At 66.0% G+C, this 16,920-nt stretch carries 14 protein-coding genes and 7 tRNA genes; 16 read left to right on the top strand and 5 right to left on the bottom strand.

Features of this window, described 5'->3' with window-relative positions; translation table 11 throughout:
* Positions 1-47: 47 nt before the first annotated feature.
* From ACT2FV_RS27120 to ACT2FV_RS27105, 4 genes are all read left to right on the top strand, one after another.
* Positions 48-1,091: a microcin C ABC transporter permease YejB gene (locus ACT2FV_RS27120; RefSeq protein ID WP_124622392.1), complete on the top strand. Its 1,044-nt coding sequence runs from the start codon at positions 48-50 to the stop codon at positions 1,089-1,091.
* Positions 1,092-1,166: 75 nt separating this feature from the next.
* Complete coding sequence (locus tag ACT2FV_RS27115) at positions 1,167-2,264, top strand: ABC transporter permease (protein ID WP_059599480.1); 1,098 nt, start codon at positions 1,167-1,169, stop codon at positions 2,262-2,264.
* Complete coding sequence (locus ACT2FV_RS27110; RefSeq protein ID WP_444505159.1) at positions 2,261-3,883, top strand: ABC transporter ATP-binding protein; 1,623 nt, start codon at positions 2,261-2,263, stop codon at positions 3,881-3,883. The genes ACT2FV_RS27115 and ACT2FV_RS27110 overlap by 4 nt, the downstream gene beginning before the upstream one ends.
* Positions 3,884-4,011: 128 nt before the next feature.
* Positions 4,012-4,686: a C40 family peptidase gene (locus tag ACT2FV_RS27105; RefSeq protein ID WP_444505158.1), complete on the top strand. Its 675-nt coding sequence runs from the start codon at positions 4,012-4,014 to the stop codon at positions 4,684-4,686.
* A 143-nt stretch (positions 4,687-4,829) separates the two neighbouring features.
* Here the strand turns inward: ACT2FV_RS27105 and ACT2FV_RS27100 are convergent, their stop codons facing one another.
* The gene (locus ACT2FV_RS27100) at positions 4,830-5,756 is read right to left on the bottom strand and encodes a patatin-like phospholipase family protein (protein WP_124903427.1); all 927 of its coding nucleotides are present in this window, start codon (positions 5,754-5,756) and stop codon (positions 4,830-4,832) included.
* 280 nt (positions 5,757-6,036) lie between these two features.
* On the opposite strand from ACT2FV_RS27100, the gene gltX reads away from it, so the two are divergent.
* The 9 genes from gltX (at position 6,037) to ACT2FV_RS27055 (ending at position 9,397) form a co-directional block, all read left to right on the top strand.
* Positions 6,037-7,446 (top strand): glutamate--tRNA ligase, encoded by a 1,410-nt coding sequence (gene gltX, locus ACT2FV_RS27095; protein ID WP_151050173.1) that lies wholly within the window; start codon positions 6,037-6,039, stop codon positions 7,444-7,446.
* Positions 7,447-7,573: 127 nt separating this feature from the next.
* A tRNA-Ala gene (locus ACT2FV_RS27090) sits at positions 7,574-7,649 on the top strand.
* Between the two features lie 143 nt (positions 7,650-7,792).
* Positions 7,793-7,868: transfer RNA gene (locus ACT2FV_RS27085), tRNA-Glu, on the top strand.
* A gap of 82 nt (positions 7,869-7,950) precedes the next feature.
* Positions 7,951-8,027 (top strand) — tRNA-Asp (locus ACT2FV_RS27080).
* Between the two features lie 63 nt (positions 8,028-8,090).
* A tRNA-Glu gene (locus ACT2FV_RS27075) sits at positions 8,091-8,166 on the top strand.
* Positions 8,167-8,248: 82 nt separating this feature from the next.
* Positions 8,249-8,325, top strand: a tRNA-Asp gene (locus tag ACT2FV_RS27070).
* 65 nt (positions 8,326-8,390) lie between these two features.
* Positions 8,391-8,466 (top strand) — tRNA-Glu (locus ACT2FV_RS27065).
* Between the two features lie 73 nt (positions 8,467-8,539).
* Positions 8,540-8,616 (top strand) — tRNA-Asp (locus tag ACT2FV_RS27060).
* Positions 8,617-8,932: 316 nt separating this feature from the next.
* Entirely contained in the window at positions 8,933-9,397 is a 465-nt protein-coding gene (locus ACT2FV_RS27055) for a GNAT family N-acetyltransferase (protein WP_444505454.1), read from the top strand.
* A 39-nt stretch (positions 9,398-9,436) separates the two neighbouring features.
* Here ACT2FV_RS27055 and ACT2FV_RS27050 read toward each other — a convergent pair whose 3' ends face one another.
* Positions 9,437-10,315, bottom strand: a complete 879-nt coding sequence (locus tag ACT2FV_RS27050; protein WP_124622398.1) for an AraC family transcriptional regulator — start codon at positions 10,313-10,315, stop codon at positions 9,437-9,439.
* A gap of 308 nt (positions 10,316-10,623) precedes the next feature.
* Here ACT2FV_RS27050 and ACT2FV_RS27045 point away from each other — a divergent pair, with 308 nt between their 5' ends.
* Positions 10,624-11,037, top strand: a complete 414-nt coding sequence (locus tag ACT2FV_RS27045; RefSeq protein WP_151052180.1) for a gamma-glutamylcyclotransferase family protein — start codon at positions 10,624-10,626, stop codon at positions 11,035-11,037.
* Between the two features lie 130 nt (positions 11,038-11,167).
* Here the strand turns inward: ACT2FV_RS27045 and aceB are convergent, their stop codons facing one another.
* Entirely contained in the window at positions 11,168-12,760 is a 1,593-nt protein-coding gene (gene aceB, locus ACT2FV_RS27040) for a malate synthase A (RefSeq protein WP_124902294.1), read from the bottom strand.
* A gap of 67 nt (positions 12,761-12,827) precedes the next feature.
* Positions 12,828-13,589: a haloacid dehalogenase type II gene (locus tag ACT2FV_RS27035; RefSeq protein WP_059599900.1), complete on the bottom strand. Its 762-nt coding sequence runs from the start codon at positions 13,587-13,589 to the stop codon at positions 12,828-12,830.
* 153 nt (positions 13,590-13,742) lie between these two features.
* Here ACT2FV_RS27035 and ACT2FV_RS27030 point away from each other — a divergent pair, with 153 nt between their 5' ends.
* Positions 13,743-14,648, top strand: coding sequence for a LysR family transcriptional regulator (locus tag ACT2FV_RS27030; protein WP_059599901.1), 906 nt, complete (start codon positions 13,743-13,745; stop codon positions 14,646-14,648).
* Positions 14,649-14,807: 159 nt separating this feature from the next.
* The gene (locus ACT2FV_RS27025; RefSeq protein WP_057929788.1) at positions 14,808-15,242 is read left to right on the top strand and encodes a universal stress protein; all 435 of its coding nucleotides are present in this window, start codon (positions 14,808-14,810) and stop codon (positions 15,240-15,242) included.
* Between the two features lie 222 nt (positions 15,243-15,464).
* On the opposite strand, the gene aceA is transcribed toward ACT2FV_RS27025, so the two are convergent.
* Positions 15,465-16,772, bottom strand: coding sequence for an isocitrate lyase (gene aceA / locus ACT2FV_RS27020; RefSeq protein WP_059599902.1), 1,308 nt, complete (start codon positions 16,770-16,772; stop codon positions 15,465-15,467).
* Positions 16,773-16,920: the final 148 nt, after the last annotated feature.

Here is a 16,920-nt window from a genome sequence, read left to right as displayed (position 1 = left end):
GCCGGCCCTTCGTTCAACCCAGCCTATCGATCGCGAGTCGACGCCCTATGTGGAGCTACATCCTCAAACGCCTGCTGCTGATGATCCCGACGCTCGTCGGCGTGCTCACGCTCACGTTCGCGGTGATCCAGTTCGTGCCGGGCGGCCCGGTCGAACAGGCCGTGCAGGAACTGCGCAAGGGCGCGACGGAACAGGGCGCGGCGCCGTTCGGGATGCGTGCGCATACCGGCGTCGACGCGCAGCAGCTCGCACAGCTCAAGGCGCTGTACGGCTTCGACAAGCCGCCGCTCGAGCGTTACTGGCTGATGCTGAAGCGCTTCGCGCGCTTCGATCTCGGCGATAGCTACTTCCGCCACCAGAGCGTGTGGTCGCTGATCGTGCAGAAGCTGCCGGTGTCGATCAGCATCGGGTTGTGGACGTTCTTCGTCACCTATCTGATCTCCGTGCCGCTCGGCATCGCGAAGGCCGTGCGCAACGGTTCGCCGTTCGATGTCGCGACGAGCCTCATCGTGCTGGTCGGCTATGCGATTCCGGGCTTCGTGCTCGGCGTGCTGCTGCTCGTGCTGTTCGGTGGCGGGTCGTTCTGGCAGTTGTTCCCGCTGCGCGGGCTGACATCGGACAACTTTTCCCAGCTGTCGCTCGCCGGCAAGGTGCTCGACTATCTGTGGCACATCGCGCTGCCGATCACCGCATCGGTCGTCGGCAGTTTCGCGGTCATCACGATGCTCACGAAGAACGCGTTCCTCGACGAAATCCGCAAGCAGTACGTGCTGACCGCGCGCGCGAAAGGGCTCGCCGAGCGCACCGTGCTCTGGAAGCACGTGTTTCGCAACGCGATGCTGCCGCTGATCGTCGGGTTTCCAGCCGCGTTCATCGGCGCATTCTTCACGGGCAGCCTGCTGATCGAGACGCTGTTCTCGCTCGACGGCCTCGGGCTGCTGTCGTACGAGTCGGTCGTGCGGCGCGACTATCCGGTCGTGCTCGGCACGCTGTACCTGTTCACGCTGATCGGGCTCGCGACCAAGCTGATCTCCGACCTCTGCTACGTGTGGGTCGACCCGCGCATTCAATTCGACAATCTGGAGCGCTGACATGAAACCGTCCGCCAGCACGCCGCCAGCCGGCGCGCCTGTCCGCCTGCCCGCGCTCGCCGGGCGAGGTGCGCGATGAACCGGGCCGTCGTGTCGTCCCGCATCGACGCGGCGCGCGCGCGCGTGTCACCTTCGCCCGCGCGCCGCGTCTGGCAGCGCTTTCGCCAGCAGCGCCTCGGCTACTGGAGCTTCGTCATCTTTGCGGTCGCGTTCGCCGCGAGCCTCGCGGCACCGCTATGGTCGAACGACAAGCCGCTCGTCGTGCGCTACGACGGCCAGACCTATTTCCCGATGTTCCATGCGTATCCGGAGACGACCTTCGGCGGCGACTTCCCGACGCCGGCCGACTATCTCGATCCGTATGTCCGCAAGCGGCTCGAGGCGCCGGGCAACTTCGTCGTCTATCCGCCGAACCGCTATTACTACGACACGCTGAATTACTTTTCGACCGTGCCGAACCCGGCGCCGCCGTCGCGCGCGAACTGGCTCGGCACCGACGCGCAGGGGCGCGACCTGCTCGCGCGGCTCGTGTACGGGTTCCGCGTGTCGGTCGAGTTCGGGCTGATCCTGACCGCGATCGGCACGCTGCTCGGGATCGCCGCGGGCGCAGTGCAGGGCTTCTTCGGCGGGCGCATCGATATCGTGGGGCAACGGCTGATCGAGATCTGGAGTTCGCTGCCCGAGCTGTACCTGCTGATCATCTTCGCATCGATCTTCGAGCCGAGCTTCCTGCTGCTGATCGTGCTGCTGTCGCTGTTCGGCTGGATCGGCCTGGCCGATTACGTGCGTGCCGAGTTCCTGCGCAACCGCACGCAGGACTACGTGCGGGCGGCCCGCGCGATGGGGCTCACGAACTGGCAGATCATCTGGCGCCACGTGCTGCCGAACAGCATGACGCCCGTGATCACGTTCCTGCCGTTCCGGATGAGCGGTGCGATCCTCGCGCTCACGAGCCTCGACTTCCTCGGGCTTGGCGTGCCGCCACCGACGCCGAGCCTCGGCGAGCTGCTCGCGCAGGGCAAGGGCAATCTCGACGCGTGGTGGATCTCGCTGTCGACGTTCGGCGTGCTGGTCGCGACGCTGCTGTTGCTGACCTTCATGGGCGACGCGCTGCGCAACGCGCTCGACACGCGGATCGCCGACTCGGTGCGCGCGGCAGGAGGCCAGCGATGAGCGACACGGTCGTATCGAACGCGGGCGAACCGCTGCTGTCGCTCGAGCACCTGCACGTGCGCTTCGGCGACACGGTGGCCGTCGACGACGTGACGCTCGCGATCGGCCGCGGCGAGCGCGTCGCGCTCGTCGGCGAGTCGGGGTCGGGCAAGAGCGTGACCGCGCTGTCGATCCTGCGGCTGCTGCGCGACGCCGACGTGAGCGGCACGATCCGCTTCGCCGGGCACGACCTCGCCGGCAAGAGCGAGCGCGAGATGCGCGGGCTGCGCGGCTCGGCCATCGCGATGATCTTCCAGGAGCCGATGACGGCGCTCAACCCGCTGTACACGATCGGCGCGCAAATCGGCGAGACGATCGTGCTGCACGACGGCGTGACGGCGGGGGAGGCGCGCAAGCGCGCAATCGCGCTGCTCGCGCGCACCGGCATCGCGGAGCCGGAGAAGCGCGTCGACAGTTACCCGCATCAGCTGTCGGGTGGCCAGCGGCAGCGCGCGATGATCGCGATGGCGCTCGCGTGCCGGCCGCGGCTCTTGCTCGCGGACGAGCCGACCACGGCGCTCGACGTGACGATCCGCGCGCAGATCGTCGATCTGCTGCTCGAGTTGCAGCGCGAGGAGGCGGAAAAACGCGGGATGGCGATCCTGCTGATCACGCACGACCTTAACCTCGTGCGGCACTTCGCCGAGCGGGTCGCGGTGATGGAGCGCGGCAAGCTGGTCGAAAGCGGGCCGGTCGAGCGGATCTTCGTGGAGCCGGAGCATCCGTATACCCGGCGGCTGCTGAATAGCCGGCCGCAGCGCACGGTCGCGCCGGTGCTGCCGATCGCGCCCGTCGTGCTCGAAGCGCGCCACGTCAGCGTGCAGTTCGCGCGCAAGCGGCCGGGCTTCGCGGGCTGGTTCGGCACGATGCCCGTGACGGCGGTCGCGGACGTGTCCGTGTCGGTGCGGCAGGGCGAGACGCTCGGGATCGTCGGCGAGTCCGGTTCAGGGAAGTCGACGCTCGCGATGGCGCTGCTCGGGCTGCAACGGACGGTGCACGGCGAGATCGAATTCCAGGGGCGCGCGCTGTCGACCTACCGTGGCCGCGAACAGACCGCGCTGCGCTCGAACATGCAGGTCGTCTTTCAGGATCCATTCAGCTCGCTGTCGCCGCGTCACACGATCGAGCGGATCGTAGGCGAGGGGCTCGAACTGCATCGCCCGGAGCTGACGCCGGACGCGCGCCGCGCGAAGTCGCTGGCCGTGCTGCGCGAAGTCGGCCTCGACCGCACGGTGCTGCATCGCTATCCGCACGAATTCTCGGGCGGGCAGCGCCAGCGGATCGCAATCGCGCGCGCGCTCGTGCTGGAGCCGCGCATCCTGATCCTCGACGAACCGACTTCCGCGCTCGACGTGTCGATCCAGCAGCAGGTGCTGAAACTGCTCGCGAATTTGCAACAGAAATACAACCTCGGCTATGTATTCATCAGCCACGATCTGGAGGTGATCGGCGCGATGGCGCATCGGGTCGCGGTGATGCAGGGCGGGGCGATCGTCGAGTCCGGGGACGTGGCCGATATCTTCACGAAACCGTCACATCCTTACACACAAAAGCTGTTGAAAGCGGTCTGGAAAGCGTGATAGGCGTCCAATGGTCTGACTATCTCGATTGTATTTTTTAATTTGTTTTGACAAACGATTACGCGCTGGCTAGTATCGACCGAAATTTTCCGCCAATCAGCTGATTTTTAAGCACATTCCATCGACCAATGCAGCATCGATCCCTGACCCAGGCATGCGCGCGCACCCTCGCCGGGCTGTTCATCGGCGCCCTGTTCGCAGCAGCTCCCGTCGCGTTCGCCGACGAAGTCAGCAGTTTTAATCAGAATGTCACGAATTCGACTCAAATCGGGTCGAATTCGTCCCTCCAGCAGACCAGCGCGCAGCCGTCGAGCGGCGGCGCGAAGTCGTTCCTCGCCGGCATGGCCGGCAAGGCAGGCGACGTGGTCGTCGGCGCGCTGAACATGATCGGCGTGCGCTACCGCTGGGGCGGTAACTCGCCGGATTCCGGCCTCGATTGCAGTGGCTTCGTGCGCTACGTGTTCCGGGACACGCTCGGCATGTCGCTGCCGCGTCGCGCGGAAGAGATGAGCCGCGTCGGCGAGAAGGTCAGCATGAGCAACCTGAAGCCGGGCGACCTCGTGTTCTTCAACACGATGCGCCGGACGTTCTCGCACGTCGGCATCTACATCGGCGACAACAAGTTCGTGCATTCGCCGTCGACGGGCAGCACGGTTCGCGTCGACGATCTCGACAGCGGCTACTGGGAAAAGCGTTTCACCGGTGCGCGCCGGATCGAATCGGCGTTCCCGATGAAGGCCGACGACCTGCGCCAACGCGTGCGCGCGACGATCGGCGACGACGCGGCGAACGGCAGCAACTGACGCACGCCGGCGATCGGCCGGATGAAAAAACCCTGTCACCGAAAGGCGGCAGGGTTTTTTGCTTTGGGGGCGCGGAAGCGGCGGGTTGGGGGCGTCGGCGCCGGTGGCGGCTCGTTACACGTCGTGCCCCGCGATGCGTCCGCTTATGCCGCTGCTGCCCCGCGGGCTGCCGCAAGCTTGCGCTGCAACTCGGGCATGATGCGCGCGACCGCTTCTTCGCCCGCGAGGATGGCCGCGTTGCGCTGGTTGAAGTCGCTGCCACCCATCGCCGCGAGGTTCGGGCGAATCACGACGTCCGCGTATTTGTCGAGCTCGTAGGTCTTGATCGTCTGACCCATGATCGTGAAGGTCTGCAGCAGCATCTCGATCGGGTTGCTGGTCGCCGCGCCGTCCGGTCGCGACGAGATGTCGACCGCGATCACGAAGTTCGCGCCCATCTTGCGCGCGAACGACGCGGGCACCGGGCTCACGAGACCGCCGTCGACGTATTCGCGGTTGCCGATCTTCACGGGCTCGAACACCGACGGCACGCTGCACGACGCGCGCACCGCAAGCCCCGTATTGCCCTGCTGGAACAGAATCGGCTGGCCGTTCTGCAGGTCGGTCGCGACGACGCCGAGCGGCTTCGCCATCTTTTCGATCGGCCGGTTGTTGAGCGTCTTGTTCAGGAAGTTCTGCAGCGCGATGCCCTGCAGCAGCCCGCGCGAGCGGAACGGCAGCGCCCAGTCGCTGATCGCCGCCTGATCCATGTCGAGCGCGATCTTGTTGATCTGCAGCCCGCTCATCCCCGACGCGTACAGTGCCCCGACCACCGAGCCCGCGCTCGTGCCGGCGACGATCTCGACCGGGATGCCGCGCGCCTCCAGCGCCTTCAGCACGCCGATGTGCGAGAAGCCGCGGGCGGCGCCGCCGCCGAGCGCGATGCCGATCTTCACGGGCTTCTCGCGCGACTGCGTGGGATTCGCGGCGTTGTCGGGGCGGGACTTGTCGCCGAACGACGTGCAAGCGGCGAGGCTGGCGGATGCGCATGCGATCGTGAAATGACGGCGCGACAGGCGAGGGGACGACATCGTGTGGTTCTCCGGCGGCTTGGCGGCGGGCCGGGCGGCCCGCGGCGGCGATAGGTTCCGAGCGGCCGTGCGGCAGAAACCGGGCGGCCGGCGCGGCGCCGGCTGGCGGCCGCGGCGCGCACATCATAAAGCAAGCGGCGCGCTTGGCGCGAAGACCGGCGCGAGTATAATTCCGGCTTCTTTCCCGTTCCGGGCGCGGCCGGCCCCATTGCTGTCCGGGCTGTCGCCGTCGATCCCGCGTCGAATCATTCATGCGCCCCAGGCGTTCGAGTTACCGTTTATGACCCGTCCTGTCCGTACCCGCTTCGCGCCGAGTCCCACCGGCTTCATCCACCTCGGCAACATCCGCTCCGCGCTCTATCCGTGGGCGTTCGCGCGCAAGATGAAAGGCACGTTCGTGCTGCGTATCGAGGATACCGACGTCGAGCGTTCGTCGCAGGAAGCCGTCGACGCGATCCTCGAGGGGATGCAGTGGCTCGGCCTGGATTTCGACGAAGGCCCGATCTACCAGATGCAGCGGATGGACCGCTATCGCGCGGTGCTCGCGCAGATGCTCGAGCAGGGGCTCGCGTACCCGTGCTACATGTCGGCCGAGGAACTCGACGCGCTGCGCGAACGCCAGCGCGAGGCTGGCCTCAAGCCGCGCTACGACGGCACGTGGCGTCCGGAGCCGGGCAAGGTCCTGCCCGAGCCGCCGGCTGGTGTGAAGCCCGTGCTGCGGTTCCGCAACCCGCTGACCGGCACGGTCGTGTGGGACGACGCGGTGAAGGGGCGTGTCGAGATCTCGAACGAGGAGCTCGACGACCTCGTGATCGCGCGTCCGGACGGCACGCCGATCTACAACTTCTGCGTGGTCGTGGACGACATGGACATGAACATCACGCACGTAATCCGCGGCGACGACCATGTGAACAACACGCCGCGCCAGATCAACATCCTGCGCGCGCTCGGCGGCGAGCCGCCCGTCTATGCGCACCTGCCGACCGTGCTGAACGAGCAGGGCGAGAAGATGAGCAAGCGGCATGGCGCGATGAGCGTGATGGCGTATCGCGACGCGGGCTTCCTGCCGGAGGCGGTCGTCAACTACCTCGCGCGTCTCGGCTGGTCGCACGGCGACGCCGAAATCTTCTCGCGCGAGCAGTTCGTCGAATGGTTCGACCTCGAGCATCTCGGCAAGTCGCCCGCGCAATACGATCACAGCAAGCTGAGCTGGCTGAACGCCCATTACATCAAGGAAGCGGACAACGCGCGCCTCGCCGCGCTGGCGAAACCGTTCCTCGCGGCGCTCGGCATCGACGACGCGGCGATTGCGACGGGCCCGGCGCTCGACGCGGTAGTCGGCCTGATGAAGGATCGCGCGACGACGGTCAAGGAGATCGCCGAAGGCGCCGCGATGTTCTACCGCGTGCCGGCTCCGGACGCCGACGCGCTTGCGCAGCACGTGACCGATGCGGTGCGCCCGGCGCTGGCCGATCTCGTCGCTGCGCTGAAGGCAGCCGAGTGGACGAAGGAGGCGGTGTCCGCCGCGTTGAAGGCGACGCTCGGCGCGCACAAGCTGAAGATGCCGCAGCTCGCGATGCCGGTGCGCCTGCTGGTGGCGGGCACGACGCATACGCCGTCGATCGACGCGGTGCTCGTACTGTTCGGTCGCGACATCGTGGTGTCGCGCATCGAGGGCGCGCTGGCCTGAGGTTGGGGCGGGGCGAAGCCGCCCGTGCATGACATCGCGGCGGCTTCGCAAAAAAATTCGCTCGGATCGCAAAAAGGGTATTTACAAGTTCAAATTCGGTCCATATAATCTCATTTCTGTTCTGCAAGGGGGTATAGCTCAGCTGGGAGAGCGCTTGCATGGCATGCAAGAGGTCAGCGGTTCGATCCCGCTTACCTCCACCATCAGAGCAGAATGGATTGATTTGCGAAGCAGCAGTGGTGGTAGTAATAAATGCTTCACAAAATGATTTAAAGCAGTTAGAATTTCGGCCTTCGCTGTTGATGATGAGTGAATAGCGAAAGTCAGACAGATCTGAAAAGATTATGTCCCCTTCGTCTAGAGGCCTAGGACATCACCCTTTCACGGTGAGTACAGGGGTTCGAATCCCCTAGGGGACGCCAGATTCTGCGGCGTTTCGTAGTAGAAGTGTCGCGAGGCTTGCAGAACGTAACCGACGTCCTGCAGGTAACGGTGCAGAAAGTTGGAGCGGTAGTTCAGTCGGTTAGAATACCGGCCTGTCACGCCGGGGGTCGCGGGTTCGAGTCCCGTCCGCTCCGCCAGAACGAAGCCCGTTCAAGACGTTTTTGAGCGGGCTTTTGTATTAAAGGTGTAAGCAGTACGTTGTCCCCTTCGTCTAGAGGCCTAGGACATCACCCTTTCACGGTGAGTACAGGGGTTCGAATCCCCTAGGGGACGCCAGATTCAGCGGCGTTTCGTAGTAGAAGTGTCGCAACGCTCGCAGGGCGTGAACGAGGTCCTGCGGGTGAGAGTAAAGAAAGCTGGAGCGGTAGTTCAGTTGGTTAGAATACCGGCCTGTCACGCCGGGGGTCGCGGGTTCGAGCCCCGTCCGCTCCGCCAGAACAAGGCCCGTTCAAATGAACGTTTTGAACGGGCTTTTGCATTAAAGATGTAAGCAGTACGTTGTCCCCTTCGTCTAGAGGCCTAGGACATCACCCTTTCACGGTGAGTACAGGGGTTCGAATCCCCTAGGGGACGCCAGATTTCGGCGTCGTTCGAACAAACGATGCGCCGGCAGGAAGTAACCGACGCCTGCCAGGCAAGAAGCAAGACTGGAGCGGTAGTTCAGTCGGTTAGAATACCGGCCTGTCACGCCGGGGGTCGCGGGTTCGAGTCCCGTCCGCTCCGCCAGAAAATGAAAAAGCCCGCCTCGTGCGGGCTTTTTCATTTGCGTTTCCGTTCGTGCCCGCTTGCGGGCGCGTGATTGCGGAGTGGAGGAAGCCGCCTGCGCGGCTTCCGGCGGGACTCGAAGGGCTGCGCGTGCACGCGCAGCCGCGGCCTGCGGGATGTAGGCGAGTCCCGTCCGCTCTGCCAGAAAATGAAAAAGCCCGCCTCGCGCGGGCTTTTTCATTTGCATCGCCGATCCGCGCGTCGCTACGAGAAATTCGCGATTGCATCCGCCCGCGACTGCGCTATCGTGGCGGGATGCGTACTTGACCCCCGCGCGATGCTCGATCCGACCGACCTGCGATTGCTGTATCAGCTCCGGCCAGCGGAGCCTGGCGATTTTCCCTTTGCCGAGGCGCTCACGCACGGCAACATGGGCGGCTATTACAAGCGCCATGGCCTCGTCTGGCGCAGCGATCTGTTCTATGCGAGCTGGCGCGAATCCGAAAACTTCATCCTGGAAGCCGACGGTCAACGCATCGGCGTGCTGCGCGTGACCGAGGAGGGCGATTCGCTGCACATCCGCGACGTGCAGATCGCAGCCGGCCATCGCGGGCAGGGTGCAGGCACCTACATGCTCGACATGTCGCATCGTTGGGCGCGCGCCCGCGGGCTGCACGAACTGCAGTTGCGCGTGTTCGTCGACAATCCGGCCGCGAAACTCTACCAGCGCATGGGGTACCGCGTCACCGGGCCCAGGCTGGCGCAGATCGGATCGATCCGTCATATGGTGCGCGCAGTCTGAATGCGCAACGGCACAAGGCCGGAGGCAACCTGGCGACGGTCAGCGTGCAGTGCCGATCGCGTCGTCGTCGGGGATGTCGTCGGTGGCGATGCCGTCTTCCGAGCCGCGATGCTCATAGCCGCGCAGCATGAATGCGCGCGGGCTTTCGCCGAACGCGCGCCGGAACATCGCCGAAAACGCGCTCTGGCTCTGGTAGCCGAGCTCACGCGCGATATGTGACAGAGGACGCCCCTGGTTCAACAGTGGAATCGCGCGCGCGAGCAGCGCCTGCTGCCGCCACTGCGAAAAACTCACGCCCAGTTCCTGCTTGAACAGCCGCGAAATCGTGCGTGTGCTTGCGCCGACCTCACCCGCCCAGTGTTCGAGCGATTCCGCGTGCGCGGGTTGCGCGAGCACCGACTCGCACAGCAGGCGCAGCCGCTTCTCGTCGGGCATCGGCACCGCGAGCGGCAGCGGTTCGGCGCGGCTCAGTTCGTCGAGCACGAGCCCGCACAGCAGCCGTTCGCGTTCGCTGCTCAGGTCGCGCGCGTCGAGTGCGACGATCAGTTCGCGCAGCAGGCCGGTCACTTCGACGACCCGGCATGCGTCGAGCCCGTCCGGCACGACCGACTCGTCGATATACAGCGTGCGCAAGTACGCTTCCTCGACGATCACGACCTCGTGCGTGACGTGCGGCGGCACCCAGATCGCTCGGGAAGGCGGCACCATCCAGGTCGTCCCGGTCGTCGCGACGCGCAGCACGCCGCGCGACGCATACGCAAGTTGCGCCCACGCGTGCGTGTGCAGCGGGATCCGGCGGCCGGCATCCACCTGCCGCGCCCGTACGCGCATCGGGTGGACGCGGGTCGGCGCGAACTCGGGCGGGATGTCGATGACGTCGTAGGGATTCGATGCGTCGGCTTGGGCAGGCGGATTCATGGACGATTCGGTCGGCTCGGCGGCGATGCCGTTATTTTAGAAGGCGCCGCGCAGGCGCATGCGGCGGTTTTTCGGCCGATAATGCACCGTTCAAATGAACTTTGTATGGGGCCGCACGCGTTCCGGCCGACGCGATCCGGGTGCCGGGCCAGCGCGCCGCGTCGTGCCGAAAAGAACCATCGGGCCGCCGGCGCGGTCTATCGATGCGGGCGCGTCCTCGCGCGAGCGGCGCCCCGGCGACGCCGGCGCCCGCAGCGCGGCCGCGACGGCCCGGCACCGCAACATCTGAATCGAAGAGGAGAACCACAATGCGCTACGTATTCGTCTACGGCACGTTGAGAGCGGGAGAGGCCAATGACATCGGCCATGCGGCCGCGCGGCACGGGATCGCCGCGCCGACGCTGCTCGGTGCGGCCGCGCTGCCGGGCGAACTGTACGATTTCGGCCCGTATCCGGGCATGGTCGCCGGGCCGGCCGGCCAGTCGCTCGTATGGGGCGACGTCTACGAGATCGACGAACAACTGGTGCCCGTGCTCGACGAGATCGAGCGCGTCTATCCGGGCGTCGACACGCTGTTCCGGCAGGAGCCGGTGATCGTCGAGCTCGGCGGCCGTGCGTATGCGTGCGTCTACTATCCGGTCGCCGCGCATGCGGCAGCCGACCGACCGCGCATTGCGTCGGGCGACTGGGTTCAGCACCGGCGCGAGCGGGAAGCCGCCTGAGCGTCCGCGCGGCGAACGGCTGCACGGCAAAAATAAAAAGCGCCCCGCAGGGCGCTTTTTTCATGCCGCCGCGTCGCGCGCGACCGGCGGCGGGCAGGTCGGGGCGAGCAGGTCGACCCGGTCCGCGTCGTCAGATTTCCTCGTACAGCGGCAGCGTCAGGAATTCGGTGAAGCCTTCCGACGTCGACATCTGCTCGAAGATCGCCGCGGCACGCTCGTAAGGCTGCGTGTTGCCGCCGACCGAACGCTTCACGTTCTCAAGCTCGGCCTTCGCGAATTCGCGTACGAGCTCGGCCGTGACCTTGCGGCCGTCGTCGAGCACGCCCTTCGGCGAGCGGATCCACTGCCATACCTGCGAGCGGGAGATCTCGGCGGTCGCCGCGTCTTCCATCAGATTGTGGATCGGCACGCAGCCGTTGCCGTCGAGCCAGGCGCCGAGATAATGGATGCCGACGTTGATGTTGTTGCGCAGGCCGGCTTCGGTGATCGGTGCTTCAGGCTGGAAGTCGAGCAGGTTCCTGCCTTCGATCTGGACGTCGTCACGCTGCTTCGCGATCTGGTTCGGCCGGTCGCCGAGCACCTTGACGAATTCTTCCATCGCGATCGGCACGAGGCCCGGGTGCGCGACCCAGCCCCCGTCGTAGCCGTCGGTCGCGTCGCGCTGCTTGTCCGAGCGCACGCCGCCCATCGCCTTGTCGTTCGCTTCCGGATCGTTCTTGATCGGAATCAGCGCGCTCATCCCGCCGATCGCCGGCGCGTTGCGCTTGTGACAGGTCTTCAGCAGCAGCAGCGCGTAAGCACGCATGAACGGCACCGTCATCGTGATCTTCGAGCGGTCGGCCAGGCAGAAGTCGCGGTCGTTCTTGAACTTCTTGATCGCCGAGAAGATGTAGTCCCAGCGGCCGGCGTTCAGGCCCGAGCTGTGTTCGCGCAGTTCGTACAGGATCTCGTCCATCTCGAATGCCGCGAGGATCGTTTCGATCAGCACCGTCGCGCGGATCGTGCCGCGCGGCACGCCGACTGCCTCCTGTGCGGCGACGAAGATGTCGTTCCACAGGCGCGCCTCGAGATGGCTTTCCATCTTCGGCAGGTAGAAGTACGGGCCCGAGCCGCGCGCGATCAGTTCCTTTGCGTTGTGGAACAGGAACAGCGCGAAATCGAAGATGCCGCCGGACACGCGCTGGCCGTCGACCGTCACGTGCTTCTCGTCGAGGTGCCAGCCGCGCGGGCGCACGATCAGCGTCGCGACCTTGTCGTTCAGCCGGTACGACTTGCCGTTCTGCTCGAGCGAAATCGTGCGGCGCACGGCGTCCTTCAGGTTGATCTGGCCGTCGATCTGGTTCGTCCAGCTCGGCGCGTTCGAATCCTCGAAGTCCGTCATGTACGAATCGGCGCCGGAGTTCAGCGCGTTGATGATCATCTTGCGCTCGACGGGGCCGGTGATCTCGACACGGCGGCATTGCAGGTCGGCCGGCAGCGGCGCGACCTTCCAGTCGCCTTCGCGGATCGCCTTCGTATCGGCCAGGAAATCGGGGCGTTCGCCGGCATCGAGGCGCTTGGTGCGCTCGACGCGGGCCTGCAGCAGTGCCTGGCGGCGCGGCTCGAACGCGCGGTGCAGCGCCGCGACGAGTGCGAGCGCCTCAGGCGTCAGGATCGCTTCGTAACCCGGCTTGATTTCGCCGGTGATCGCCATGCCTTGCGGCAGCGTGATCGGGGTGCTCATGAGTCTCATCTCCTTGGTCGGTCAGTTGCGGTTTCGGTGAAGGGGGAAGGCGGCAGCGCCGCGAACGTCATGCGCCCGGGCCGGGGCGCGCGCGGTTCGCGGGTCTGCCGGACGGAGCCGGGGTGGCGAGGAATGCGAGCAGGTCGGCCATGCCGCTGCCGGTGCCGTCGGGCGGTACGCCGAGTTCCTCGGCGGGCGCGCCCGTGCGGTTGAGCCAGAACGTCGTGTAGCCGAACCAGCCGGCCCCCGCGACGTCCCAGGCGTTCGACGACACGAAGACGATGTCGCGCGGATTCGCGCCGAACGCGGCGGTGCCAAGCGCATACGCGACCGGGCTCGGCTTGTACGCGCGCACCGCGTCGGCCGACAGCACGCGATCGAACAGGCCGGTCATGCCGGCGCTCTTGATCGCGATGTCGAGCATCTCCGGGTTGCCGTTCGACAGGATCGCGAGCGGCGGGCGCGGTTCGAGCGCGCGCAGCTTGCGCAGCGCGGGCACCGTGTCGGGATAGGTGGACAGGCACGCGTATTCGTCCATCAGCCGCTTCTCGGCCGCGCTGTTCAGCGCGAGGCCGAGCACGCGCGCGGCGAACCGCAGCGCGTCGAGCGTGATGTCGCGGAACGGGCGATAGCGGGCGCCGGACGGATCGGCGAGCGTGCGCAACTGCGAATATTCGATTTGCTTGCGTCGCCACAGCTGCGACAACCGCTCCCCGTGACCGGGAAACATCTGCTCTGCCGCGGCCACGACCGCATGCACGTCGAACAACGTACCGAATGCGTCGAAGAGGATTGCGTCGGGAGAGGAGAGTGTCGTTGTGGCCGACATAGCCTTGCGCTCCAGTTTCAGAGGTCGGGTCGATTCTATTCGTGATGGCAGATGCTAAAAAAGACGCTAATCATCACTTGATCTTTTACTTTCATATACATAATCTTGACCGCTCAAGCTATTTGAAGGGCGGGAGCGCCGCTCTGGCGAGTCATGGACCGGTTCAAACAGATCGAAACGTTCGCCGCGGTCGCGGCGAAGGGCAGCCTGTCGGCGGCGGCGCATGCGGAAGGCGTCGCACCGGCGATCATCGGCCGCCGCCTCGACGCGCTCGAGGAGCGGCTCGGCGTCAAGCTGCTGGTGCGCACGACCCGCAAGCTCACACTGACCTTCGAGGGGTCGGCCTTCCTCGAGGATTGCCAGCGGATCATCAACGACATGCAGAACGCGGAGGCGAGCGTATCCGCTGGCGGCGTGAAGGCGAGCGGCCACCTGCGCATTTCCGCGCCGGCCGGTTTCGGCCGCCGCCACGTCGCGCCGCTCGTGCCCGAATTCAGTGGCGCGCATCCGGACGTGTCGGTCACGCTCGACCTCTCCGACCGGATGGTCGATCTCGTCAACGAAGGGTTCGATTGCGCGGTTCGGCTCGGCGAGTTGCCCGATTCGTCGCTGGTGTCGCTGAAGCTCGGCGAGAACCGGCGCGTGTGCGTCGCGTCCCCCGCGTATCTCGCGCGACGCGGCACGCCGGCCACGCTCGCGGAACTCGCGCGCCACAACTGCCTCGCGCTGGCCGCGAACGCCAACCAGCAACGCGGCTGGGTGTTCCAGGAGGACGACAAGGTCGTGTCGATCCGCGTGAACGGCACGATGGAATGCTCGGACGGCGCGGTGCTGCACGAGTGGTGTCTTGCCGGCCACGGCCTGGCATGGCGATCGTGGTGGGAGGTCGGCGACGACATCGCGGCCGGCCGCCTCGTCAGCGTGCTCGACGCGTTCGCGGCGCCGCCGATCGGCATCCACGCGGTGTTTCCGCAGCGCCGCCACCTGCCGCTGCGCGTGCGCCTGTTTCTCGATTACCTGAAACATACTTACGAACGGCCCGGGTATTGGGGCGAGTAGGGCGCGCCCGTCCGCGCGTTTCCGATATGAGGGCGAACCCGCTGCCGGCGCCGGTCGCCCGGTTTCGCGCACTACAATCGAAACTGGCATGCGCGACGCGCCCGGGCCGGCCCGCATGGGTTCGCGGCGCGCGCGGTGCGTCTGACGCAGGAGGGCGCGATGTTCCGGCACATCCTCGTTCCAACCGACGGTTCCGAGCTGTCGCAGAAGGCGATCGACGGCGCGATCGATCTGGCGCGTGCGGTCGGCGCGCAGGTCACGGCCTATGCGTGTCTGCCGCAGTATCCGTACTCGCCGTTTTCCGAAGTGATCATCGAGCCGCCCGCCGATTTCCGGGCACGCAGCGAGCGCGAGGCGCGCGCACACCTGGACGACGTGCAGGCGGCCGCGAAAGCAGCTGGCGTCGTCTGCGACAGCTGGACCAGCGTGCACCCCTCGCCGTACCTCGGCATCATCGAGGCGGCCGAACGCGGCGGCTGCGACGTGATCTTCATGGCGTCGCACGGACGCCGTGGGCTCGGCAGTCTGCTGATCGGCAGCGAAACGCAGCGCGTGCTGACCCATACGAAAATTCCAGTGATCGTCTATCGGTAGATGCGGCGCCGTGTATGGCCGCGGGCGGCGGCACGGCAGCGCCGCCGAAAAAAGGCGCGCCGGACGAAGCCGGCGCGCGTCGTTGCTGGCGGCCGCAGGCCGCGCGGCGGGTCGCACGGGTCACCGCGCGCCTGCCGTCTCCTCCCTGATTGTTGTCCCGTGCAGCCGATGCCGCGCCGTCGCGTGACGGGCGGGCAACGGCGTGACGCTTTCTTTCGCGCGTTATGCGACCTTCTTGCCGTCGAAGAACTGTTCGTCTTCGGTCGAGCCGTGCAGTGCGGTCGTCGAGGCTTCGCGCTCGACCGTCTGCGTGACCGCGTCGAAGTAGCCGGTGCCGACTTCGCGCTGGTGCTTGACGGCCGTGAAGCCCTTGTCCGCCGCCGCGAACTCGGCCTGCTGCAGTTCGACGAACGCGCTCATCTGCGTGCGGGCATAGCCGTGCGCGAGGTTGAACATCGAGTAGTTCAGCGCATGGAAGCCGGCCAGCGTGATGAACTGGAACTTGTAGCCCATCGCGCCGAGCTCCTTCTGGAACTTCGCGATCGTCGCGTCGTCGAGGTTCTTCTTCCAGTTGAACGACGGCGAACAGTTGTACGACAGCATCTTGCCCGGGAACTGCTTGTGGATCGCTTCCGCGAATTTCTTCGCGTACTCGAGATCCGGCTTGCCCGTTTCGCACCACACGAGGTCGGCGTACGGCGCATACGCGAGGCCGCGCGAGATCGCCTGCCCGATGCCCGGCTTCGTGCGGAAGAAGCCTTCGACCGTGCGCTCGCCCGTCAGGAACGGCTTGTCGTTGTCGTCGATGTCGGACGTGATCAGGTCCGCCGCTTCCGCGTCGGTCCGCGCGACCAGCACGGTCGGCGTGCCCATCACGTCCGCCGCGAGACGCGCCGCCGTGAGCTTCGCGACCGCTTCGCGCGTCGGCACGAGCACCTTGCCGCCCATGTGGCCGCACTTCTTCACCGACGCGAGCTGGTCCTCGAAGTGGACGCCCGATGCGCCTGCCTCGATCATCGCCTTCATCAGTTCGAACGCGTTCAGCACGCCGCCGAAGCCGGCCTCCGCATCGGCAACGATCGGCGCGAAGAAGTCCACGTAGCCTTCGTCGCCCGGGTTCTTGCCTTCGGACCACTGGATCTGGTCGGCACGCGTCAGCGTGTTGTTGATGCGCTTGACGACGAGCGGCACCGAGTTCGCCGGGTACAGCGACTGATCCGGGTACATTTCGCCCGCGACGTTCGCGTCGCCGGCCACCTGCCAGCCGGACAGGTAGATTGCCTTCAGGCCGGCCTTCACCTGCTGCATCGCCTGATTGCCGGTCAGCGCACCGAGCGCGTTGACGAACGGCTCTTCGTTGATGAGGCTCCACAGCTTTTCCGCGCCGCGCTTGGCCAGCGTGTGCTCGACGGCGATCGAGCCGCGCAGGCGAACCACGTCCTCAGCCGTGTAGCTGCGCTTGATGCCCTTCCAGCGCGGATCGGTTTCCCATTGCGTTTGCAGTTCCTGTGTCTGTTGCTGTCGCGACATGATGAGCTCCTTGATGCGGTGTGTTGCCAGATCGTCGAATCGGAAGGTACTGGTGCTGTTCTCGAAACGGGGGCAGGGTGCGCGCCGTTCCGGGAAGTCTTGTATAAGAGTGTAGGCAAACCGATCAGAGCGAAACAGGGGTTGGCTC

The sequence above is a fragment of the Burkholderia sp. PR2 genome (genome assembly GCF_052372875.1).
Lineage (GTDB): Bacteria > Pseudomonadota > Gammaproteobacteria > Burkholderiales > Burkholderiaceae > Burkholderia > Burkholderia diffusa.
This window is presented reverse-complemented; position numbering and strand designations above follow the sequence as displayed.